The following is a 24,857-nucleotide window of genomic DNA, read 5'->3' on the forward strand; positions in this document are numbered from 1 at the left end:
CCCTAATTCTTTATTAAAAAGGGACGGTTCTTCTTTCAACTCTGTACAAACACTATTAAAGTTCGCATTATATCCTCTATCCTATTTTTTATTAGTTCTTCTGTATTTATCATTGCATCTTTTAGTGTCATGGGTCTATCGACTATACTGAATAAGGATGTAACGCCTATTTTATAGAGGTCTTTATAGTTGCGTCCCAACCCGCCTGACAATATTATTACAGGTTTTTGATATTTCTTTGCAAGTTTCGCTATACCTGCCGGTGCTTTTCCAAAGGCTGTTTGGTAATCTGTATTACCCTCGCCGGTAATTACAATATCTGATGATTTTATTTTCTCCTCCATTTTTGCAACTTCCATTACTATCTCTATGCCAGGCCTTAGGTTTGCATTGAGAAATGCCATGAGTCCGAAGCCAAGTCCACCTGCGGCACCTGCACCGGGGTATTCTGACATATCCTTGCCAATCGCTTTTTCCACAATATCTGCATAGTGCCTTAAATTCTTATCAAGCAGATCTACCATTTCAGGTGTTGCACCTTTTTGCGGTCCATACACATAAGATGCACCTCTTTCACCGCACAATGGATTATCCACATCAGATGCGACTGTGAATTTGCTTTCATAAATTCTTTTATCAATGTTGGTTAAATCTATGCTAACTAATTTGTCAAGATTTCCTCCGCCATATTGTATGTTATTTCCATCTTTGCTGAGAAGTTTAACACCAAGTGCCTGTGCCATTCCGGCACCACCATCATTTGTTGAGCTTCCTCCCACACCTATTATGAAATTGCGGCATCCATTGTCAAGGGCGGCTTTTATCACCTCACCAACACCATATGTAGTTGTAAAAAGAGGATTCCTTTTATCCTCTGGTACAAGGTAAAGACCTGATGATGCAGCCATTTCAATGACAGCTGTTCCATCATTTAGAATCCCGTAATATGCCCTAACTCTTTCTCCAAGTGGCCCTGTTACATCTACGCCAATGATCCTGCCGCCGGCAGAGACAACCATCGCCTCTACAGTGCCTTCGCCGCCATCAGCTATAGGAACTTCTAATATTTCTGCATCAATAGCCCTTTTTATCCCTTCCTTTAAAGCATTACATACATCTTTTGATGATAAACTCCCTTTAAAGGAATCGGGCGCTAATAATATCTTCATAAATTACCGACCGTTCCTTTCCTATGTGCTAGGCATTCTACTTACCATAGCTCAATTACTGCAGCCCTTTTATTTTAATAACTCCAATGCTTTATTTAGCTGGTCATCGTTTTTTAGTGTCAAGTTATAGAAATATGAAACCGCATCTTTCGTGTTTTTGTCAAATACACCTGATGCATTTATTCCGGCTTTTTGCTGAAAACTCATCAATGCGTCATATGTGTCGTTTCCAAAGTATCCATTTGGTTCACCTTTATAATAGCCTAAAAGATTCAGATATGCCTGAAGGAGTTTTACATCGCTTCCCGCATCGCCTTTCTTCAAATCCTTTGTATATATTAAGTCAGGAAGCAAGGCTCTATTATCTTTCACTTCTACATCTGGTTTTAGTCCTGTACCATCAATACATCTTCCGGATGGCAGCAAATATTTTGCAATGGTGAGTTTCATTCCACTACCGTCTTTAAAAGGTATAACCGTCTGAACAGTTCCTTTGCCATATGATTTTTCACCGACCAATATACCTGCCTTTGTATCCTGTATGGCTCCTGCCAATATTTCTGCTGCTGATGCTGTACCGCCATTTATCAAAACAGCGAGTTTATATTTTTGTGTTTTTAGGAATGAATAATATTTTTGATCGTCATTACCCTTAACATCGACTGTTAGGACCAATCCTGCTGGTACAAAAAAGTTTGCCACATTAATAGCCTCTGATAGGAATCCGCCAGGATTATCTCTTAAATCAAGAACAATCTTTTTTACGTTATATTGATCTATATAATCGAGGGCTTTTTTCACATTTTCTGTTGTGTTTTCATTGAATTCACTTATATCTATGTATCCTATGCCATTTATTATCTTATATGACACAGGGTTTATCTTAATTATATCCCTTGTTAATTCATATTCTTTGACCTGTCCGTCGACAAAAAAGCTTATTTTGACCTTTGTACCTTTATCACCCTTTATGAGATTTGTAACAATATTTATATTCATGCCCTTAACATCTTTGCCATCGACAGATACAACGATATAACCGCTTTTAATGCCAGCTTTCTGTGCCGGCGAACCATCTACAGTAGATACAACTACGATATTGCTGTCTCTTTGTTCAACAACCATACCTATTCCGCTGAATACTCCTGATGTTGACTGATTAAATGCGCTCATCTCATCTTTTGTAAAATATGTACTGTATTTATCAAGTGATGATAATATGCCTTTAATTGCTGCGTCTCTCATTTCATCATTTGTCACATTGCCTACATAATTATCCTTTATAAACTGCATAATTGAGCCTATGTCGCTTAAATCTTGATCTATTGTGCTGTCAGTTCCTGCATATGTAGTGACTGGTGCTGCAAATAATAAGCTTATGGTAATTATAAATGCAAGGAAAAAGGATATATATCTCTTCATGAAAAAACCTCCTTAAAATATTATTTAATTTTATTATATCACAGTTATATGTTTTATAATTAATGTAAATAATCATGGATAAAAGATGAGAAAAATAATAAAAAGGGCTCAATGAATGAACCCCTACACTATGCATGCACCAACATTATCACATTTTAAATTATATACTTGAAATGGCAAATTTCTTTCATCATAAACACTTTTAACCGATTCCATGACATCTTCGACTTTTTCATCATTTACAATCGCCATCATCGTCGGTCCTGCCCCACTCAAAAATGCGGCGTATGCACCGCCTTTTAATGCTGCTTCTATTACATAGTACATCTCAGGTATAAATTCTTTGCGGTACACCTGATGGAGCATATCCTGTGAAGCAAATTTCAGCATATCATAATTTTCTGTAAAAAATGCTGCAGTCAATAACGAAGCTCTTCCTACATTAAATACGCCATTTTTGTATTCTATCATCGGTGGAAGTATACCCCTGGCTTTTGACGTCTTCAATTCCCTATTTGGATAAAATGCAATAAATTTTAGATCATCTTTTAAATCTTTTTTAATGTAATAGGCTTTTTTGCCGTCAAATGTCGCTACATTAAAGCCACCATTTAATGCAGGTGCGACATTATCCGCATGGCCTTCCATCATTGACGCCATATCCAGTATTTCATCTTGTCTTAAGGGTTTACCGCATAAAATATTTGCTGCCACCATCCCCCCAATTATTGCAGAAGCACTGCTGCCGAGGCCGCTTCCCATAGGAATTCTATTGACTGTTGTAATCCTCAATCCGTCAACATTTATATTCAATCTGTCAAAAACCTTCTTTGCCGCTTTATAAATTAGATTCTCTTCATTCCGCTCTATATTAAAAACGCCTTCCCCTATAACATCAATAATCAGTCCATCACCAGATAACTCCATGTATATATCATTGTACAGATTTAGTGCGATACCAAGGCAATCAAAGCCCGGACCAAGATTTGCCGTTGATGCCGGTACCCTCACATGGACAGATTTATCCATATATTACACCCTCTAATGCTTTTAAGTCAGCATCAACAGTCTTAACATTGCCTCCGCCAAGCTTTATAGCTGTATCTGGATCTTTTAAGCCATTTCCTGTAAGGATGCATACAACTGTGTCACCTTCTTTAAAAAGCCCTTCATTGTATTTTTTGATTATACCTGCAATCGGTGCACAGGATGCAGGCTCTGCAAAAATGCCTTCACTTTTTGCAAGAAGAGAATATGCATTCAATATTTCTTCATCAGTAACTTTGTCAATAAGACCGCCTGATTCATCTCTTGCAGCAACTGCTTTTTGCCAGCTTGCTGGATTTCCTATCCTTATAGCCGTTGCTATTGTCTCAGGATGTTCAAATATCCTATTTTCAACGATAGGGGCGGCACCCGCTGCCTGAAATCCTATCATCTTCGGAAGCTTATCAATCTTTCCTATTCTATGGTATTCCTTAAATCCCATCCAATATGCCGTAATATTGCCAGCATTTCCAACAGGAAGCGCGAGATAATCTGGTGCCTCTTTTAATAAATCGCATATCTCGAATGAAGAAGATTTTTGTCCTTCGAGCCTATATGGATTTATTGAATTAACGACTGTTATAGGATGTTTCTTGGATATTTCTCTAACCAGCCTCAGTGCATCGTCGAAATTGCCATTTATGGCGATTACCTCTGCACCATATGCTATTGCCTGTGCTAATTTGCCTAAGGCAATCTTTCCACCAGGTATAAGGACGACGCATTTTAGTCCCGCTTTTGCTGCATATGCTGCCGCAGATGCAGATGTGTTTCCTGTCGATGCACAAACAACGGCATGTGATCCTTCCTGCTTTGCCATCGATACTGCGACAGTCATACCTCTGTCTTTAAATGAGCCTGTTGGGTTTAATCCTTCATATTTTAAATATATCTTTAAACCGGGTAACTTCCTCTCAAGGTTAGTTGCTTCTATTAAGGGTGTATTTCCTTCTTTTAATGTTATAATATTTTCATCGTCTATTTTTGGCAAATATTCCCTATAAGATTTTATGATACCGTCCCACTCCATCATTCTTCCCCCTCAACTTTTATGACATTTGCTACTTTATCTATCTCCTCTAACTTTTCGATCTTTTTAAGTGCATTGAATATGCTCCCTGTCACCGCGTTGTGCGTTATTAAAACTATCTCCGCATATTCACCTCTTACTTCTTTTTGTACAACAGATATTAAGCTTATACCTTCTTGGCCCAAGACACCTGTTATTTTGCTCATGACACCCGGCTTATCAAGTGCAGTAAGCCTTATATAATACTTAGATACAGTATCCACAATGTTTTGAACCTTTGCGTCTTCGTATCCATTTTGTCCCGGTATGTGATTTACAACATCGATGACATCAGCAACAACGGCACTTGCTGTCGGCATCATGCCAGCACCTTGCCCATAAAACATGAGCCTTCCTACAGCATTTCCTTCGACTAATATCGCGTTATACACACCATTTACGCCATTTAACGGATTACTTTTTGATATCATTACCGGGTGCACCCATGCTTCTAGCTTTCCGTCATCATCAATTCTGCCAAAGGCTATAAGCTTTATCGTATATCCCAATTCTTCTGCATATTGTATATCCTCTTTTGATATTGTCCTTATACCTTTTGTATAAATATCATCCGGCACGACATATTTATTAAATGAAAGCGTACAAAGTATTGCAAGCTTTCTTGCAGCGTCAAACCCATCAACATCATCTGTTGGATCAAGCTCTGCATAGCCCTTTTGCTGTGCCTCCTTCAATACACCTTCAAAGCTCATGCCTCTTTCTTTCATCTCTGTCAAGATATAATTTGTCGTGCCATTCAATATCCCCTTTATTTCGTATATCTTATTTGCTGCAAGGCACTGCTTAAGCGGCCTTATAATCGGTATGCCGCCACCAACTGACGCCTCATAAAGAAGGCTTACTTTCCTTTCATTTGCAAGCTTTATGAGTTCTTTACCGTGTTTTGAAATTACCTCTTTATTGGCTGTTACAACACTTTTCCCATTTTCAATCGCTCTTTTCATATATTCAAGGGCAGGATGCTCTTTGCCCATTACTTCAACAACAACATCTATCTCAGGATCTTCCAATATATCCTCAGGCACTATCGTGATTTTCCCCTCTACCTGAGGCATCCTCTTTTTTTCAGGATCTTTTACAAGTATCTTTTTAATCTCTATTTTTTGTCCAATCTTTTTTTCAATGGCTTCTCCATTTTGTTCAATAAGGCGTACAACGCCAGAACCAACAGTACCAAGCCCCATAAGACCAATCTTCATGCTATAAATCCTTCCTTTCTCCTATAAACTGCTATATTTTGTGAAATTATCAAATTGAATCATAATCATTTTTTGTTTTTGGATTATTCGCTTTACTCAAAATAAAAAAGTACATAAATAGGTGTAAAATATAATCATGGGTATCCCTCACAGCCTCGGATTTAAGCTGTGCTCTGAATGACATAAGTTAAATTATTCTCCTAATATCTCTATCTTTCTAACCCCATGTTCTGCTTCTATTTTCTTTATAAGTGACTCAATATTAACCTCCATATATTGAGTATCAACGGAAATAGACACACTGGCAACACCAAGTGATGGCATACTTTGGTTTATAGTTATTACATTTCCTCTTAGCGATGCAATGATATCTAGGATCGATGAAAGTATCCCTGGCATGTGCTCTAATAAGAGGGACAGTGTGATAATCTTTCCTTTGCTGAATTTAGAATATGGAAATATATAGTCCCTGTACTTATAGAAAGCACTTCTCGACATGCCGACTTTTTTTACCGCATCATTGACAGTTTTTGCTTCACCTGTTTCGATAAGTTCCTTTACTTTAAGTGTTTTTTTAAGTGCATCAGAAAGTATCTCCTCCCTTATTATATAAAGCTTGCTATCTTCTCCCAATATTATTCCCCTTTCACAAAAGTAATAGATATGTATTTGTATGGTGAACAAATATCCATATATTGTGTACATTTTAACATAGTAAGCTAAAAAAATCAAGGGTACTTCAACGTTTTCTAAAAAAAATTTTTTAAAAACCGAAAAAATGCCTTAGAAAATTAATAAATATGTAACTTTTTTAGACATGTTTTGTTATATAATATACTTAAATACGTTGCAGGGGGAGATGAAGTTTGAAAAAGTTTTTATTGATTTTAGTGATAATAACCACCATTTTATCATCTGCTTGTGCTAAAGGCCCATTTGATGCATATAAGGATGATACAAAATTTCTTTTGAAATATGGCTTTAGTCCAGAAAAAAAAGCACAATATTTTGACGTGAGCATTCCGTCAGACTGGCATATTTCACCAAATGACATGCCTATTGGATTATACTGGAGTGAAGTCAATTTTCTTTCAAAGGATATAGGATATAATATAGAAAAATATAAAGGAAAAGATGTCAAAGCAGTTATATACAGGTTAAATGAAAAGCTTTCTGGAAAGGGCGAAAACAGTAAACATTCATACCCTACAAATGCTGTTATTTTAAGAGACGGTGAAAACATTGTCGGGGCATGGCTTGAATTCAATGCATCAACACCACTTTCGCTGAAAAAGAATTATATTGAGGACCTGACAGAAAAGCCTTGGATAGAATGGGTAAATGCCAACGGCTTTTTGAAGGATTTGTCATCACCTGATGCTGATAAACTAACGCCACAAGAACTTATATATGCATTCTTTAATGGGATTAATAAAGGTGATACTAAAGCGATATATTCTACATTGTCGATTAATATGCTTCACAATATGCTCTATATTAATAGAAAAAATAACACGCTTTACAACACTTCTTTTGACCCTTATAGCATAGAAATGAACACAAAATCTGCAGTTGTCAATAAAATCGAGGAGAATACAAATTGGGTTCCCGGTAAAAATATGGATGTATTTGAAAGCAAGGAATTTTTAGTGAATGTTGATATGAAGTTTAAAAATGAAGTAGGTTTTAAAGATGGGAAAAACGCTCTTTTCATAATAGTTGCAAAAGTGACAAAAGACTCACCATGGAAAATATACGGCATTGGTACAGGGCCATAAAGGCCCTTTTATATTTCAATAACATCACTTTCAGTATATCTTAATGCCATATTTACTTCATAATTAATTCCATTTTCTTTAAGCATTTCTGTAACTGTTCCATATGCTATCTCAGGTCTATTGTTGTTCTGGCTTAAATGTCCGAGATAAACTATACCTATTGATTTCATCTCTATGAGTTTTTTAAGTGCCTCCCCTGCCGCTTTGTTTGACAAATGACCATGATCAGATAGTATCCTCTTCTTCAATGGCCACGGATACGATCCGTTTATAAGCATGTCCAAATCATGGTTCGACTCGAGAAGGACAATGTCAGAATCCATTATATTTGCTGCGACGCCTTTGCTCATATAACCTAAATCTGTAGCAATTGTTGCTTTATTTCTCCCGCAAAAAAAGGAAAAACCTACGGGTTCTGCCGCATCATGGGATTTCTTAAAGGGTCTTATTCTTACATCACCTATGTTAAATACTTCTCCTGTTTTAAAATAACATTTATTATTATAATCGATCTCACCTAATAGATTTTCCATGGCGGACCATGTAGCTTCATTTGCATATATGGGAATGTTGTACCTTCTCGATAAGATACCTGCACCCTTTATATGGTCATTGTGCTCATGTGTAATAAGTATCGCTGTTAGATCTGATGGATTCACGTTGATATTTTCAAGGCATTTTTCTATTGTCCTGCCGCTTAAACCAGCATCTACTAGAATATTTACATCTTTATAACCAATATATGTAGCATTGCCACTGCTTCCAGACCTCAATGAACAAAACTTCATTTGTCAAATACCCGAATTTCGGGTACCCCCTTTCGCAGTTTTATAACTTACCATAAGTTTATGGTAGATATCACATAAGCTCAAACCATCTTTTAAAACCTCTTATAAAATATTATATAACAATATTCAACTATTTACCATATCATCACCAGCAATTATTAAAATATTGTGCGAACTAATGGATTCGTTGGAGTGCTTTCACTTCCCAGCGAATTAATATAAATAAATTATTTTTGATACATGATTATATAACAATTACCCCCAGTTTATGAATATAATAGTATAAAATCGAGGGATATTTTATTAACAGCACCTCTGTGTGCAACTTTTTTCATACAATATACATGCTCGAAACTCGTCTAATTATGGCATATTTAAATTTATTGTGTTTTAACATCGACTTATCCACATATGCACATTTACCTGTGGATAAGTCATGCAACTATCAATATACCTCATTTTGCTTAATTTAAATTTAATTAGGACAAGGAACTTTCCCTGTCCTATTTTATTTGGGTACAAACTCTCTCCTGTCCAACTGTCCTTTTTTAGCTTGCCATTTCATTGTCTTCAAACTGGCTATTATAGAGGCTCGCATAGAAACCGCCTTTTGCAAGGAGATCTTTATGTGTACCTTGTTCAACAATGTCACCATGGTCCATGACAAGTATCAAATCTGCATCCCTTATTGTTGAGAGGCGGTGTGCAATAATGAAACTTGTGCGGTTTTTCATGAGATTATCCATAGCTTTTTGTATAAGCACTTCTGTACGTGTATCGACAGAGCTCGTCGCTTCATCAAGAATTAATATCTTTGGATCTGCCAGTATCGCCCTCGCTATTGTTATAAGCTGTTTTTGACCTTGCGATACGTTTGATGCCTCCTCATTCAAAATCATATTATAACCACCTGGAAGCATATGGACAAAATGGTCTACATGAGCCGCTTTTGCAGCCCATATTACTTCCTTATCTGTCGCGTCAAGTTTTCCGTACCTTATATTATTCATAATCGTATCATTGTATAACCATGTATCCTGAAGAACCATTCCAAACAAAGACCTTAAATCTCTTCTCGTGAATTCTCTTATATCATGTCCATCTATCAATATCCTGCCTTTGTTCACATCATAAAAGCGCATCAAAAGTTTAACAATTGTTGTCTTTCCCGCACCGGTTGGTCCGACTATAGCTACTTTCTGGCCTGGTTTTATAGATGCTGAAAAATCATTTATTATTGTCTTATCTGGGTTATACCCGAAGTGTACATGCTCAAATTCCACATAACCTTCTACATTTTCAAGTTTTACTGGGCTTTCAACCTCTGGCGATTCTTCTTCCTCTTCTAAGAATTCAAATACACGCTCTGCACATGCTGCCGTCTGCTGGAGTATATTAGAAATATTTGCAACCTGTGCTAATGGTTGTGTAAATAGGCGTACGTACTGGATAAATGCCTGAATATCACCGACTTGTATTGTCCCCTTAATTGTAAGCCATCCACCTAATACTGTAACTGCGACATAGCCTAAATTGCTGACTGTATTCATTATAGGCATCATTAATCCCGTTAAAAATTGTGACATCCACGCAACATCATACAATTTGTTGTTATATTTATCAAATTTTTCAATACTTTTTTCTTCATAATTAAAAGCTTTCATTACGGTATGTCCACCGTACATCTCCTCAACATGGCCGTTTACATGTCCTAAATAATCCTGCTGTTCCTTAAAATACTTTTGCGAATATTTCACAATAAACATAATTAAACCCATTGAAAGAGGTATTATTAAGAATGTCACTAATGTCATAGTAATACTTATACTCAGCATCATTCCTAAGGCGCCAACGATCATCGTGACAGACGTAATAATCTGCGTTAAGCTCTGGTTTAATGTCTGGCTTATCGTATCAACATCATTTGTAATACGCGACAATATCTCACCGTGATTTGTTCCATCAAAATATTTTAGTGGCATACGGTTGATTTTCTCCATAATGTCCTTTCTAAAGCGATACGTCACTTTCATGGTAACATTCGTCATAATCCATCCTTGAATATATCCAAATAATGCACTTAGCACATACAATCCTATTAGGATCATGATAATTCTTCCGATATAGTTAAAATCAATTTCACCAGTACCTGCTACTTTATTCATGACACCTTCAAATAATTTTGTCACAGCTTTGCTCAATATCTTCGGTCCTACTATTGTAAATACTGCACTCAAGGCTGCAAATATGAATACTATTATTATAGAAAATCTATATGCACTTAAATAATCTATAAGTTTTTTCATAGTACCTTTGAAGTTTTTGGCTTTTTCGCCGCCAACCATCGGTCCATGTCCCATAGGTCCATGGCCTCTCACACCAGGACGCCTATTGCTGAGTGGCTTTTTCACATCGCTCATGCCAATTCCTCCTTTGAAAGCTGTGAATATGCGATCTCCCTGTATGTCTCACAATTCTCCATAAGCTCATCATGTGTTCCAATTCCGACTATCTCACCATCATTAAGCACGATTATCTGATCAGCATTCATTATGGTCGATATGCGCTGTGCAACTATGATAACCGTACTTTTACCTGTGTATTCTTTAAGTGCTTTTCTCAATGCCCTGTCTGTCTTAAAATCAAGGGCAGAAAAGCTGTCGTCAAAAATGTATATTTCAGGCTTCTTTAGAAGTGCACGGGCAATTGATAGCCTCTGCTTCTGGCCACCAGATATATTTGTGGCATCCTGGGATATCTCGCTATCAAAACCATCTGGCAGCTTTTCTATAAATTCTAAAGCTTGCGCAACCTCTGCAGCCTTTTTTACATCTGATTCTTTAGCATTTTCATCAGCAAATTTAATATTTGAATTTACAGTACCTTTAAATAGTGTGATTTTTTGTGGTACATAACCGATTTTCTGCCTTAACTCTGATTGCTTTACATCTCTTACATCAACACCATCGACTAATACCTGCCCCTCTGTAACATCATAGAATCGTGGAATAAGGCTTATGAGTGTCGTTTTGCCTGAACCAGTTGAACCGATTATGGCAGTTGTTTTACCAGGCACCGCTTTAAAGCTTATATTTTTTAGTGCATCATCCTCTGCGCCGTGATATCTGAAATATACGTTCTTAAATTCTACAACACCTTTTAATTTGCTATCAAATTGTTTTGGCTTTTCTGGATCTACTATAGTAGGCTCTGTCTCTATTACTTCGGCGATACGTGATGCTGACACAGATGCTCTTGGTATCATAATAAACATCATTGACATCATTAAGAAGGCAAAAATAATCTGCATCGCATACTGCATAAATGCCATCATATCTCCAACCTGCATTGAGGAGTTTGCAATCTGATGTGCTCCAACCCAGACAATTAAGAGTGTAACACCATTCATTATAAGCATCATAGCAGGAAACATAGTCACCATAACTCTGTTTACAAATAGATTTGTATTTGTAATATCACGGTTTGCCTCATCAAAGCGATTTTCCTCAAATTCCTGTGTATTGAATGCCCTTATGACCATCATACCCGACAGATTTTCACGAGCAATAAGATTTAGCCTGTCGACAAGTTTTTGTATTAACTTAAACTTCGGCATCGCTACTGAAAATACGACTAATATTATGCCTAAGAGTACCAAAACTGCAAGAGCTATTATCCAAGACATCGATGCACTTTTGCCTATAGCTCTTATTACACCGCCAATGCCTATCATAGGTGCGTAGAATACCATCCTTATCATAATTACAATAAGTATCTGAATCTGTGTAATATCATTTGTAGTCCTCGTGATAAGGGACGCTGTCGAAAATTTATCGAATTCGGTATTTGAAAAGCTCTCGACTCTCGTAAATAATTTCTTTCTCAAGTCTCTCGACAACCCCGCTGCTACCTTCGATGCTAAAAGGCCAACCATTATTGTACATGCAGCACTTAAAAGGGTTATAAGAAGCATAATAAGACCTGTTTTTAGGATGTAGTCACTTTGAATCTTATCAGTATTCATACCAAGTGCTTTGTATTCTGCCTTTACTGCACCAACAGCAGCTTGTGTTATCATAGATGGTCCAAGTGCTGTGAATTTTTTATCCATATCATCTGTAATCTTTGTCCTCTGTTCCTCGGGAAGTTTTGCAAACATCGCAAAGAGATCGACATTTGCAGGAATCTTCATGTTATTAAATGTAATAAATCCGCCTTTTGCATTTGCCTTCATTTTATTAACGCCTGAAACAGCTAAGAAGGCCTTCCCCATGATAGGATTTATCTTATCTATCTCTGATTTATCTATGTTCTTTAAAACATAAATTGGTTCATTTTTTAGTGCCGGATAATCCTTGACATATTTATCATAATCAGGACTGTTTTTATCAATCAAAGTATAATCTTTTAATATGTTGTCTTTATCGCTATTACTCATAAATAGCATAAGTTTATTCATCTGGCTCTGCCTTACAGCCTCAGGTACAGCATTTACTATACCACCTTGCTGTATGCCTTGATTTACTATGTTTGACATGTAATCAGGCAGTGCCAAGTCACTCATAGCTTGAATAAATATAAAAATTATAGCAACAATTGTTATAAAAATATACGGTTTAAAATATTTTCGCAATTTCAACATTATCGCATCCACCTCTTTCAATTTATTATTTGAATTAATAATATAAATTTATTATATGCCTAATTATTAATTTTTCAATGTAGATATCAATAATTTTAATGTCATAATTTATACTTTTAATAAGTGTCAAGTAACTTTTTAAGCGTATTAAGTCCTTTAAGTATAGTTTCCAATTCTTCCTCTGTCGCTTTACTTATTATCACATCAAATCTTTTTTCAATCTCACAGAAATATTTCTCTGCATTCTTTTTAAATTCATCCGTAACCTTGACATAGACTACTCTTCTGTCCTCGCTGCTTCTCATCCTTTCAACCATGCCTTGTCTCTCAAGTCTATCTATGATCCCGGAAACAGTGCTGTTAGAAAGGCCGATCTTTTCACTTAAATCACTTATCTTCATATCACCCTTGTGAATCAAAATGCCTATTATCATTCCCTGCGGGCCTGTTATATTAAGCTCTTTAAATTGATTTTGGACATTTTTGTGTATCAATTTCATAATTTCTTTTAATGTCTTTATTACGCTAATTCTGTTATTGATTTCATCCACCTGTTTCACCTTCTTTCAGCACTATTTCGTTTGCGAATATTTTGTACTAAAATATTTCGTATACGAATCAATTATAAACGTCCTTTTTTTATATGTCAATAGGGTTTATGAAAATTTTACAAAATCATCTATGATTATATTTACCTCAAAAAATAATTTATTTTTATTTTATAGTTACATAATTTTTGGCGATATTAAGCTAATACTCAGTGATAAAAAAAGTGATAATAATGATGTGAAAAAAGAAGGTTATTTTAAATAAAGGTTTTAAGCTGACATGTCGGCACAGCCAGCATGTTCGGAACACTATCAATTATTTCATATTTTTTATCATCAGACCATGTAAGAAAATCTCTATATGTAAATGTCTCTTTATTTTATTTTGCGGAATCGGCATTAATATCACCTTAAATGATAAACAACATACTTCGATTTTATTATATCAATTATCTTAAAATATATAAAATATAATGTGTATGAATTTTAATATTTGTTTAAAATGTTATTTAATTCTCTCCCCGGTCATGTTACATTATTATCCTATTTATCGCATATTCATATATTATAGGCAATATATCAAATGAATATGATATGTTGAGCCGCTCTGTATATTTATGTATGTCTTTACTATATGGTCCTAAAACAATTCCGTAGACATTTAGCTTTTCTAAGCTATTCAGTGGAAATTTATATGTTATACCATAACCTGGCATATTCTTAAATACCTCATTTATATTGGATTCTTTTATGCCCGTATAGCTTAAATCACATATCCCTGTAAAATAATCCTCTTTTTTAAAAAACTCATTTAGATTTTCTGCTGCAAATGTAATGATATCATCTGTTATTTTCAAGGCATTTCTTGCTGCATCCGATTCATCGTCGGGAAATCTATGCGGATAATACGGTGGTACAAAGGATATTATGATCATAGGCTTTTTGTTTGGATATTTTTCATACAATTCTTTTATAATATTAATTGATATTGTCTGCAGATCATGCCCATCATTCTGCCAAGACTTTACCTTCTGATTTAAATAATCATCAAATTTATCGCCATAGATCTTCTTAACATCATTATAAAGCTCTTCATATGTCACAATACATGGAGCAATATCATGCTTCACATTGATGCCTGTATATTTTTCATATGTACTTTTATTTTTCTTTACTATATTAAGTGCATTTCGAAACGCTTCTTCACTTAATCTTTTAAGCTTTTCCATAAGTACATCTATAGTAGTATTAAATGTTATCAAATTGTAATATGATGCAGCATAGAGTGGTGTTGTTACTGAATAAAGCTCCTTTAAATCTGTAAATTTAAGGCATGCAGGCGGCGGTGCGACATTTGTCCCGACAACATCGCAAAAATCAGTATCTAATTCCATAAGCTTATTTAACTCTGACGCAATCAAAATGGGATTTAACCCACTAAAGGGTTCGCCAACATGGGTTTCTTTTCCCGCAAAGAAAAACATAGGCATGATTTTGCCGCAGGTCCCCGTATATATTAATCTTTTATCGGTATCATCATATGGCTCAGGTAAAAATAGCCCTACATATTTTAATCCCATATCATCTTGTAGATCCACAAGGTGCGTAACTGCCGCAAGCATACCTTCGGAATTGCTCTCTTCCCCTGGCACAGCTAAAAATAAGATATTTCCTCTAAAATCTTCTCTTTGTGAAATATCCCTTATAAGCTCTATCAAAAGTGCGAGGCCAAATTTCATGTCTGCAATGCCTCTGCCAAATAGCCAATCACCCGATTCTAAATCCTCTTTTGCATCATCATCGAGATATAATTCACTGACTCTTTTCGTGTATTCAACAGGATTAAATGCATACTCCTTCAAATGTCCGTATTCCTCTATGCCTACAACATCGAAATGTCCCGTTAGTATAATGGTTTTATCAGTATTAAATTTGCTTCTGAAAAGTGCAGATACAAAACATCTTCCATATGGGTCATCAACTAAATCTATCTTCTTTAAATTATCAGGATTTGATTTAAAATACGGTATATCAATCAGAATATCATATATCTTCTGCGCTGCTAAGTTTTCGCTTGGTGTGCCTGAAATACTTGGAACCGCAACAAGGTCAAGTGTTGTTTTCATAAGTAATGATTTATCTATCATCTGTACACCTCTTAAACATACCTTTCATATTTTTTAAACCTATCATGGGAAAAAGCTCTTTTTATAATTATTTTACCATCATCATTGTATTCCTCTGCAATATCCCTCTTTGCAGCTGCATATATAGGTATGCGGCTATTTAATAAACAAAAATCAACCGTGATATAAGTGGCACCGAAGTCCCCTTGCACTAATACATAGTCGTCTTTAACAGAATTTAATAAAATCCAATCAAATATATCTTTCAAATAATCCTTTAGTGATATTGTTTCAGATGGTACTTGCGACCATTTTTGCTGTAAATTAGCCGGCATATATAAAAATCCGCCTATTCCGAGGCTTTTTATTGCATCATCTTTTTGGCCATCTGTCAATTGATGTGAAAAAATCAATAGCATTTTCTTTTTTGTCACAATAGATACCTCGTTTCATGTTTTGTATTAAATCATTATTGTATATGAAGACATCCATAGATGTCATTCTAAGAGAAAAAAAGATCCCCATGCTATAAAAATAACAATATATTTTTTAACTCACAATATTGAATTTATCAATTCTCATCTTATTGTTATTGTCCCTTATATGTAGGTTAAAAAGATATAAAAAATTATAATTTCGCTAAATACATTAAAATCATTATACCATGTAGACCTTTTAGTCAATAACATTTAATTAAGTAAATTAAAAATACTTACTTTATTTAAAAAGCCTAAAGATATCAAAAATGCTAAACGTAGTTTTGCGATATACCCTATTATATGCAGCTTTCTTCGGATTTGTAAGCCAGCCCCATCCTCTTGGTGCTTTAAATCCTAAATTATGACGAATATATCTTTTTAAACTTGTTCTTGCAGCAATGCTCTTTTTAATACTTGGTTTTCTCATACCAAATTTCATATTTATCGCCTTTCTTTTTAAAATATAACTATCGGTATAATAATAGGACTGTTTGATTTCTGATTATTTATAATATATCATAGACTTTTATTGAATCAAAAAATAATCTCTCAAAATCGCCTTGAACTTCAAGAAAATTTTGCGTGCTATTTGGTGGTTCTCCGTGAACAGCACTATTTCTTGCATATTCTAAGTTATTAAATGTAGCCAAAAGCTTAATATCAATATTTTTTAATTTATTTTTTGTCTCTTTTTTTACTCTGGAGTTATAATCATTTCTTTCTTCATTTAATTTTCTCTTAATATTATAAACCCTTGCTGCTTTATCTAATATTGCTTCATATAATAAAGTCATAGCAATCAAATACTGTTTCTTTTCATAAAAAAATTTTGCTCTTTCTAACATCCTTTGATCTAAACATTTTAAATTATTCATTGTATAAAATTCTTTTTCTACACTTAAAGCCGCTTTCTTTATATAGCCGTCATTATCTTCAAGTGACTGAATTTTATTTATCAAATCATTAATCTCTTTTCTGGGACTTCTATTCATCTCAAGTTTAAAATACGTTTTTTCACTATTATCTATACCCATATTTTTGAGTAATGGCGGAAAGTAGCCAGAATTTCTATAAACCTCGTAAGATGTCGTAAGTGAAAATAATTGATTTATAAAATCTATTTTTACAGCTGGTTTTATATACTTATCACCCATTTCAAACGCACCATAATACACATCTATCCCATTAAAATTTTTAAAGCAGCTAACGTACATAAGTGAAAATGCCATTAATGCAGTCATGTGTCTAAATGCATGTGTCATATCAAATACAATCTTAATCTCATCATCCGGCAGCAATTCTAAAAGCTTATTTGCATATATCTTATAATCTAAAGGATCAACCTTTACTAAGCAAATACCTCTAATATATTTGCCGAGGCATTCCTGCCATTCGTTCAATGTCACATCAGAAATTCCATCTCTCTCTTCATAAACTTTCAAATATAAATCTTCAATTTTTTCTTGCAAGGTATAATCTATTGATGCTACTATTTCAGACCATGATGATTGGCCTGTTCCAAATATCAGCCATTTATCAATATCATGTCCTTTTAACCTTAAATATCTAAAAAGAGCAGAACCAAAAAAGGCGGTTTCCTCGCTTATGTATCTTTCATCAAATTTATATTGTGTTTTAATATAACCATTTGCCTTTTCATCTGTAGGGCCTTTTCCTATAAATGATATCAATATTGTTTTCATAAAAATTCCCTTCCTGTACTCTAATCTATTAAATATTTTTCTTCCAAAAATAGAGGTCGTTTGAAATCATCCCATAACCCAATTCATTATAATCGCCAAGACCTCCATTATACGCTAAATTGATTAATTCATCTGAACCATATATTTGGTAAGGTCCTCTATATGCCACAAACCCATCCGAGATAATTTTCTCAGGTGTACCTCTAAAAAAAAATATAAACCTGTCATCCTCTGGCATATTTCCATATATTTTTTGATACTTTTTGATTAATTTTTCTCTTAAAATATAGTTAAAAAACTCAGGTTCCTTCTCATATTCTATATATTTATCATCTTTTGTTGCCATAATTGGAGATAAAACATATCCATTGACAGATACAACAGAATTCAATAAAATAACCTTATTAATTTTTATTTGTCCATATTTAAGCATTATTGATTCTTCAGGTAATTTAGTAGTTTCATAAAATTTATCTTTAATAAATGGTGTATTGAAATATAATGCGCCTTTATTAATACCCCAAAATCCATCATCCGCAACTTTTTTTCTGATAGGAATTAGATCAGAAAAAACGAAATAATCACATTTAAATGCTTTTCTAAAAAAATTTGATATATTTTCTTTATAATTTTTATCAAAATAAACTGCTCTTTCTCTAAATTGAAATTCAAGTCTTAATCTAAACATACCTTAATCCACCCTGGTACCGAATCTGGTCTTCCATTTTTAAAAATAATTTTCCGTGTTTTGGGATACAAGTTTATGTCAGATATATTTAAACCAATGATTTTCAATTTATTAAGATAATCTATTTCCAAATTATTGTTGATAGTTTTTGATAAACTTCCTGTTCCATATCCTATCTGTAATAAAAATTCATTATCTTTTAACTTGATAGATTTTAATCCTTTATAAAATTCGACTATCTTCGTAAGATCGTATTTATCATAAAAATTTATTTCACTATCAATATAATTATTGACTGTATCTCTTATTATTTTAGTAAAATCTTTTAAAATCTCCGTATTAACAATCTTACCTTCTGTTTTTATATCATCATCAAATAATCTTTTATCTAATTCAAAATTTCCTAAAGCAATTGATCCTGGTTTAAGTGCTTCTAAAAATATAGAATTGGCCTTTTCAAAATCTTCCTCATTGCCATTCCTTATATGCCATTTTAACTTGCCATTACAGATATTTAATACTTTTATTTCGTATACATTAATATCACTAAATTGCAGTGCATCACTATCAGATATTTTTAAAAATCTAAATGGTGAATTATTAGGCTTTCCAAATTCCTTTTCTTCTGCTCTATCGTCAATTTTTTTCAAATAATTTTTTTTAGGATTTTTTTCTTTTTGATCTTTAAAAAAATCAATTGATTTTTTATACGACATACCAATTTTATCAAAAGCCCCTTTTGTAAGTGTAGACCTTATTGCACCTTTTATAGATGTACCGGGGATATAAGGCCTTCCTGCTGTTTTTATATATGATAAAATTTCTCCTTTTATATTTACAGTATCTGACTCAACTTTATACAGTATAAAATCATTAATATTAAATCTGTATTGTCTTAATTGTTCATTCCAATTAAAATGCATTTGTTCAAAAGCCAAAATAATATTATCAATTATTGGACTTTTTTCATTAGATTCTAACAATTTTATTATATCTATGATTTTAACAACATTATCTCTGCGATCAAATATATATTCAAATCTTTTATGTTCATTTCCATCACCTATACTTAAAGGTGATAAAACTTCTAATTTGTATTTTTTATATTCCATGTTGTTTCACCTTGCTTTCAATCATATAAAGGATATGTATAAGCAATGCCGTACCTTACAATCTTGTGTTTGTCAAAATTATTTGGTGCAACGTCTATAACTGCCCCATAGGGTTGTTTATCAAACACACTGCCTTCAGATACCATTCTCACTCTTTTTCTTTTTAATTCTGTAGTATAAAGTGAAAAAGCATAACCTCCTCTTTCTATAATTGTAAAATATTTTAGCTTAGATGATATTTTTTCATCATCTTTTGGATATATAAGCGATAATGATAAAAATTTATTTGCATTTATAAATTCTCTATTATCATCAACTATAAAATCTGGCTCAAATAAACCTAAGCCGTATGTCCTTTCGCCTCCGAGTCCCTCATCACCTAGAAGTTTTATAGCTGTAAGAACACTTTTTTCTAAGCCTTTATCAATAATATCCAAATAAAACCACAATCCAGTGCCCTGATTAAAATAACATTCACTCACATAATATATATTACTTGAAGCTGTTACTCTATCAACTAATACTCTCGGCCTTTCTATTATTTCAAATAACTTCCCATTAGCCTCATTAATGAGTAAATGACCCTTAGATAATGAGACAGCATCTTTATCAAGATCTTTTATATAATTTTGTTTTTTCAAAAATGACAGTGGTATATACTTTACTTTCTTTGATTCTTTATAATCATTAAACAAATCATATAAATCAAAATCCAAAGGTTTAGGTATGTAATATTCATCATCTTTGTACAAAAAAGCTGATGATATTTTAAATGGAATTATATTACGTAAAAACATATCAACTACTTCATCTGCTATTTTTTTACCATAAAGAAGTCCAATACAGTTAATAATTCCACTGAATATAGTATCAGAATGAAGGATAAAGTCAGTGCTATTATAAGTGTTTTCTTTATTGCCAAAATGCACAGGTCCTCTGAATTGCAATTTAACTTTGTATGTTTTTATGTCATTACCCATTTTATCAGGCCTCACTTTAATAATTTAAAGACTTCTCTAAGTTTTCAATATTGTCACCTTTACCCCATACAACTTCACCTTCTGAACCCTCATAGTAGCCTTTACTCCTGTATTTAATAACAATATTTTCAAAAGCAATTTTCCCATATCCGCGGCTGCCCTGTCCGCCTAAGTAGTCATCCTCCAGCAATTTCATAGCATTTATCAATCCCTTTAAATAAGTAACACCATCATCTTTTCCGTCAACATTATAGACATTTAAAATAAACTCTCCTTGAAAAACTGCGCCTGCTGGTACTCTTTCAGTCTGTCTCGGATTTGCTGCAGAAGTTATCCTATCAAGATTATTTTCAAATTTTACTTCTGTCCACTCAAGGTCCATGTTCTTTTTCATCTCTTCTGTAATGCTATCTTCTTCTAACATAGCATCTCTTACAATCAGCCTTGTCGGAACTATTGATTCAAATAAATTCAATGGTTCGTCATTTACTAACTTATGATTGCCATGGTTTCTTCCAAAGAGATTGCATACAAGACAATCCTTATTATCGCACATATGTAATCTTATGACTTCGTCCTTTTCATTTTTGCTTTCTTTTGAATAAATTAAATTATCCGGATTAATCAATCCTTTTTCAAACTCCATCAATGACCTCATTTTACCTTTAATGGAACTGCCCGGAATATATGGTATACCTAATGGGTCCTTTATAACGGGATTATCAACACCACCAATTTCCATAACACTATTTGCAGTACCAACATGCAAACCTGTTTTTGCTTTTATATTTGTAGTTATAATATATTTCCCAATAAACTTAATGTCTTTAATTGTCATATTATTTATCCCCTTTCACTTATTTACCACCATATGCTTTATGATATGCTATAACAGCTTCAAAAAAGTTTTTAAATCTCTCTAACTTTTTTTCATCATTTACTTTATCAATAGCAAAAGTAAATACATCCTTAAAATTTTTAAAATCACTAAATTTACCAGCATTATAGGCTAAGTATGCCTTTAATATTTTAAGCCTAAACTTCCAATCGTCTTTATCTACATTTAACTTTCTTGTATAGCTATAAATTTTTCGTATCTGCGAAATTGTAACTTTATCTTTTTCAGCAAACCATTTACCTAATTCTTCTGTTACATGAATTAATTTTTCTCCATCCTTATCTTTATCAGGATCCAATGCTAAAGGCAAATCATCTTTAATTTTGTTATAAATACCAGCTTCATTCTCTTGTCCTTTATAAGATTGTTTATTATTCGGCCTATTATTGTAATTTGGCATTTCTATTCCCCCATTCTATTATCTCTTGTCTCAAATTCTGCCCATCTTGCTGCCCAATACGTATTTTTATATAGTTTATTGCCTTTTACTAAAATTTTATATATAAGTTCATTTATTAATTTTTCTGAATGCCTATGTCTTTCTCTAAGTCTTGATAAATTATAAATAAGCCTCCATGATTTAAATATCTGCGATTTAGCCTGCGAATAGTTCCAATTATCACACACTTCATAAATATATCCTAATAATGATCTTGAAACTCGATTATCTAATGCATTAACTATTATTGATTTTAAACTTTCAAATTCATCGAATTCTTCCCAACCTATAGCCCTTCCTGAAAAACTAAATGCATCTTTCTTTATCCCATTTCTTTCATATTCTTTTGCATCATCTAAATATTCACCAGCGGCATCTGCGACTCTAAAAAGCGGGAACTTTTTATCTGGCGCAATTGCAAATGACATTGATATAGTTATAGAAGGATTATTACAAGTATATCTTGTGAATTCCTGTTTTATAAGTAGCGCCAAATACGGAAGTTTGTCCCACCTACCTACGATAAAAAAGTCATCACCCCCTGCATAAATTACATAGCAATTATCTATTTTATTATTTATTTTTATTATTTTCTCAAGAGATACTCCAAAGAACTGCGATAATTCCTGTGATAAAGTCGATGTTCTGGATATTGAGTTATTATCGCCTAAACCCACTCCAAAAATCTTTCCTAAATTGTCTACATCACCTCTTATAACACCCCATAGTTTTAATCCCTTTGCACTTTGTGAAATCTCATCAAAACTCTTTATTTTGCCTTCATTAATATCCATATTTGACGGTACTTTTAAAGAACCGCAAGTCTTTACATCGAAATTAATATCAGAATTTATAGTATAGCATGGTCCATTTTCGGCACCATTAGTAAACTTAACATCAAGCCCTATTTCATTAAAGACATCTTCCCAGCTCATAACTGCATTTTTAATAGACGGTTTTCCCCATATTTCCGTAAGAAATTTATACCGTATTATTTTTTCGCCTAATTCCTTAAATGAATTACAGTAATCACATTCATCATTTTTAATAATTCTTCCACAATGCGGGCAAGAATTTCCTTCTTCCTCAATAGGTTTAAATATCTCACCCTCATCATTTTCAATAATCATATAAAACTTTTTATTCTTTTTGTCTTGTAATTTATTTGATACTTCAGTAAACTTCTTAGAGAAATTTTTAAAATCACCCGAGCTTACTGAAACGGTATCGATTAATAACGCTAATCTGCCTGAATGCGCCTTATATAATATTTCATCAAATTCTCTCTGATAATACTCGATTTTATTTATAAAATAACCAGGCATAATTAAATAAAAATGCCCTCCGCCTGAATACAATAAATTACACAAAGGAAGCCTTTCTTTCCTTAAAATGTACTTTGAAAATGCATTTAATAAATAGGATATGTAAAAGGACTTACCTCTTAATGCTTTTATTGCACCGTCCATGTCTGTATCATATACAAAATCCTGTATACCTGAAATATCACCTTTTACTAAACAAAATGCATCTTTAATATTCTCTTTTGTTAATTTTTTACATGTATTTATAACGTCATTATCCGACAAATTCTGAAACTGCCTGTATATAGATATAGCTAAAGCAGCAGTAGTCTTTAAATGAGAAAATAATGAAATATCAGGTTTTGAATAATAAAATGCCGAAGGAATATTTGATGTATACTCTTCTAATAAATTATATAGTTTTTCTAATTCACAATCATCTTCAAGTGTCTTTAATTCATCAAATTGTTTTTCGAATTTATTCCATAAATCATTATAGCCTGATTCAATATTTTCCCCAATATCTTTAGATGGATAAGTTAGCATTGAAAATGGCTCTAACTTTTTATAGAATTCGTCAATTTTTTTATTATTATCTAAGCAAATATTTGAAAACACAGATACCATTTGTTTTATTTCATCATTTTCTTCATGTCTTTCCCTTTCACCAGATGACAACCTATCTGCAGTGCTTATTATATATTCCAATTTATTAGATGGTTTATGATGATTCCTAACTATCATAAGCTCCTTTTTAAGATTATGTTTTTCACAAAAATATGCACTCCATTCTTGGTGGCGCGGAGCATAAGCTCCTTCCTCAGAATAAAAAACTCTATAGTTTTCTTTTAAAGTTTTTAAAACTTCCTTATCCTTAGTTCTTTGCCAAAACTTGCCTATATCATGCAGTAGTGAAGACAAAACTAATATATATTCTTCTTCTGAGAGAAGGTTATTTTTCTCTGACATTCTGCTTCCCCCTTTTATTAAGTTTTATATTACAATTTTAAATAAAAAGAGCCTTTTGATATGACTCCTCATTAGGTATGCTAAATAAATTTCTTATTAAAAATAACATTTTAAATAAAACATGATTATTGCACTTATTTATAATGTAGTAATTCGACATATTATTCCAATTTCCTTCTTATTTTTAAAAATATTATTACATTATATATTCATTATATAAACAGATTTTCACCACCCTTTTCTAGGCCCATTATCTCACGCTCTGAATACTTTGTTGTCCTTAAAAGATATAAGATGATAGAATCTTCATCAGTATTTATAATCCCTGAAAGTTCTAATTTGAGTTTTTTTAGATTAGCATCAGAAATTTCACCTTCTAATACCGAATTTTGTACCCAGTTTAAATACTTTCTGCAGGTTTTTAAAACTTTGTTTACTCTTTTTTCATTTACATCATACACAAGTATCAAAAACAT

General features: G+C 33.2%; 22 protein-coding genes. 1 reads left to right on the plus strand and 21 read right to left on the minus strand.

The genetic code is table 11. The features are described 5' to 3' along the window. Window positions 1–35 precede the first annotated feature (35 nt). From CPG45_RS05595 to CPG45_RS05620, 6 genes are all read right to left on the minus strand, one after another. On the minus strand, window positions 36–1,169 hold the full coding sequence (locus tag CPG45_RS05595; RefSeq protein ID WP_096231013.1) for a glycerate kinase: 1,134 nt from the start codon (window positions 1,167–1,169) through the stop codon (window positions 36–38). A gap of 69 nt (window positions 1,170–1,238) precedes the next feature. Next, window positions 1,239–2,591, minus strand: a complete 1,353-nt coding sequence (locus CPG45_RS05600; protein WP_096231014.1) for a S41 family peptidase — start codon at window positions 2,589–2,591, stop codon at window positions 1,239–1,241. Window positions 2,592–2,714: 123 nt separating this feature from the next. After that, window positions 2,715–3,620: a homoserine kinase gene (gene thrB, locus CPG45_RS05605; protein ID WP_096231015.1), complete on the minus strand. Its 906-nt coding sequence runs from the start codon at window positions 3,618–3,620 to the stop codon at window positions 2,715–2,717. Continuing rightward, complete coding sequence (thrC, locus tag CPG45_RS05610; protein WP_096231016.1) at window positions 3,613–4,668, minus strand: threonine synthase; 1,056 nt, start codon at window positions 4,666–4,668, stop codon at window positions 3,613–3,615. Before thrC ends, thrB begins: the two co-directional genes overlap by 8 nt. After that, window positions 4,668–5,927 (minus strand): homoserine dehydrogenase, encoded by a 1,260-nt coding sequence (locus tag CPG45_RS05615; protein ID WP_096231017.1) that lies wholly within the window; start codon window positions 5,925–5,927, stop codon window positions 4,668–4,670. The genes thrC and CPG45_RS05615 overlap by 1 nt, the downstream gene beginning before the upstream one ends. A 192-nt stretch (window positions 5,928–6,119) precedes the next feature. After that, window positions 6,120–6,560, minus strand: coding sequence for an ACT domain-containing protein (locus tag CPG45_RS05620; protein WP_096231018.1), 441 nt, complete (start codon window positions 6,558–6,560; stop codon window positions 6,120–6,122). A 233-nt stretch (window positions 6,561–6,793) separates the two neighbouring features. Between CPG45_RS05620 and CPG45_RS05625 the strand changes: the two genes are divergently transcribed. Beyond that, on the plus strand, window positions 6,794–7,705 hold the full coding sequence (locus CPG45_RS05625; protein ID WP_096231019.1) for a DUF4830 domain-containing protein: 912 nt from the start codon (window positions 6,794–6,796) through the stop codon (window positions 7,703–7,705). Between the two features lie 8 nt (window positions 7,706–7,713). Here CPG45_RS05625 and CPG45_RS05630 read toward each other — a convergent pair whose 3' ends face one another. The 15 genes from CPG45_RS05630 to cas2 form a co-directional block, all read right to left on the minus strand. After that, window positions 7,714–8,493: an MBL fold metallo-hydrolase gene (locus CPG45_RS05630; protein WP_096231020.1), complete on the minus strand. Its 780-nt coding sequence runs from the start codon at window positions 8,491–8,493 to the stop codon at window positions 7,714–7,716. Window positions 8,494–9,041: 548 nt separating this feature from the next. Then, entirely contained in the window at window positions 9,042–10,913 is a 1,872-nt protein-coding gene (locus CPG45_RS05635; RefSeq protein WP_096231021.1) for an ABC transporter ATP-binding protein, read from the minus strand. Continuing rightward, the gene (locus CPG45_RS05640) at window positions 10,910–13,135 is read right to left on the minus strand and encodes an ABC transporter ATP-binding protein (RefSeq protein ID WP_096231022.1); all 2,226 of its coding nucleotides are present in this window, start codon (window positions 13,133–13,135) and stop codon (window positions 10,910–10,912) included. Before CPG45_RS05640 ends, CPG45_RS05635 begins: the two co-directional genes overlap by 4 nt. A gap of 116 nt (window positions 13,136–13,251) precedes the next feature. Continuing rightward, window positions 13,252–13,686: a MarR family winged helix-turn-helix transcriptional regulator gene (locus CPG45_RS05645; RefSeq protein WP_172856491.1), complete on the minus strand. Its 435-nt coding sequence runs from the start codon at window positions 13,684–13,686 to the stop codon at window positions 13,252–13,254. Window positions 13,687–14,213: 527 nt separating this feature from the next. Beyond that, window positions 14,214–15,830, minus strand: a complete 1,617-nt coding sequence (locus CPG45_RS05650) for a M20/M25/M40 family metallo-hydrolase (protein WP_096231023.1) — start codon at window positions 15,828–15,830, stop codon at window positions 14,214–14,216. An 11-nt stretch (window positions 15,831–15,841) separates the two neighbouring features. Beyond that, on the minus strand, window positions 15,842–16,243 hold the full coding sequence (gene csx20, locus CPG45_RS05655; protein WP_231969021.1) for a CRISPR-associated protein Csx20: 402 nt from the start codon (window positions 16,241–16,243) through the stop codon (window positions 15,842–15,844). A gap of 283 nt (window positions 16,244–16,526) precedes the next feature. After that, window positions 16,527–16,727 carry a hypothetical protein gene (locus tag CPG45_RS05660; RefSeq protein ID WP_096231024.1) on the minus strand — a complete coding sequence of 67 codons (201 nt, stop codon included), beginning with the start codon at window positions 16,725–16,727 and terminating at the stop codon, window positions 16,527–16,529. A gap of 67 nt (window positions 16,728–16,794) precedes the next feature. Further along, window positions 16,795–17,991, minus strand: coding sequence for a TIGR02221 family CRISPR-associated protein (csx2, locus tag CPG45_RS05665; protein WP_096231025.1), 1,197 nt, complete (start codon window positions 17,989–17,991; stop codon window positions 16,795–16,797). Between the two features lie 28 nt (window positions 17,992–18,019). Next, window positions 18,020–18,679, minus strand: coding sequence for a CRISPR-associated endoribonuclease Cas6 (locus CPG45_RS05670; RefSeq protein ID WP_096231026.1), 660 nt, complete (start codon window positions 18,677–18,679; stop codon window positions 18,020–18,022). Continuing rightward, window positions 18,667–19,791: a type III-A CRISPR-associated RAMP protein Csm5 gene (gene csm5 / locus CPG45_RS05675; protein ID WP_096231027.1), complete on the minus strand. Its 1,125-nt coding sequence runs from the start codon at window positions 19,789–19,791 to the stop codon at window positions 18,667–18,669. The genes CPG45_RS05670 and csm5 overlap by 13 nt, the downstream gene beginning before the upstream one ends. 17 nt (window positions 19,792–19,808) lie before the next feature. Beyond that, window positions 19,809–20,771, minus strand: coding sequence for a type III-A CRISPR-associated RAMP protein Csm4 (gene csm4, locus CPG45_RS05680; protein WP_096231028.1), 963 nt, complete (start codon window positions 20,769–20,771; stop codon window positions 19,809–19,811). A gap of 16 nt (window positions 20,772–20,787) precedes the next feature. Further along, a complete protein-coding gene (csm3, locus tag CPG45_RS05685) occupies window positions 20,788–21,609 on the minus strand; it encodes a type III-A CRISPR-associated RAMP protein Csm3 (RefSeq protein WP_096231029.1) in 822 nt (273 codons plus the stop codon). 19 nt (window positions 21,610–21,628) lie between these two features. Further along, window positions 21,629–22,069, minus strand: a complete 441-nt coding sequence (gene csm2, locus CPG45_RS05690) for a type III-A CRISPR-associated protein Csm2 (protein WP_096231030.1) — start codon at window positions 22,067–22,069, stop codon at window positions 21,629–21,631. A 2-nt stretch (window positions 22,070–22,071) separates the two neighbouring features. Beyond that, window positions 22,072–24,381, minus strand: a complete 2,310-nt coding sequence (gene cas10, locus CPG45_RS05695; protein ID WP_096231031.1) for a type III-A CRISPR-associated protein Cas10/Csm1 — start codon at window positions 24,379–24,381, stop codon at window positions 22,072–22,074. 212 nt (window positions 24,382–24,593) lie between these two features. Continuing rightward, entirely contained in the window at window positions 24,594–24,857 is a 264-nt protein-coding gene (gene cas2 / locus CPG45_RS05700) for a CRISPR-associated endonuclease Cas2 (RefSeq protein WP_096231032.1), read from the minus strand.

The organism is Thermoanaerobacterium sp. RBIITD (genome assembly GCF_900205865.1).
Lineage (GTDB): Bacteria > Bacillota > Thermoanaerobacteria > Thermoanaerobacterales > Thermoanaerobacteraceae > Thermoanaerobacterium.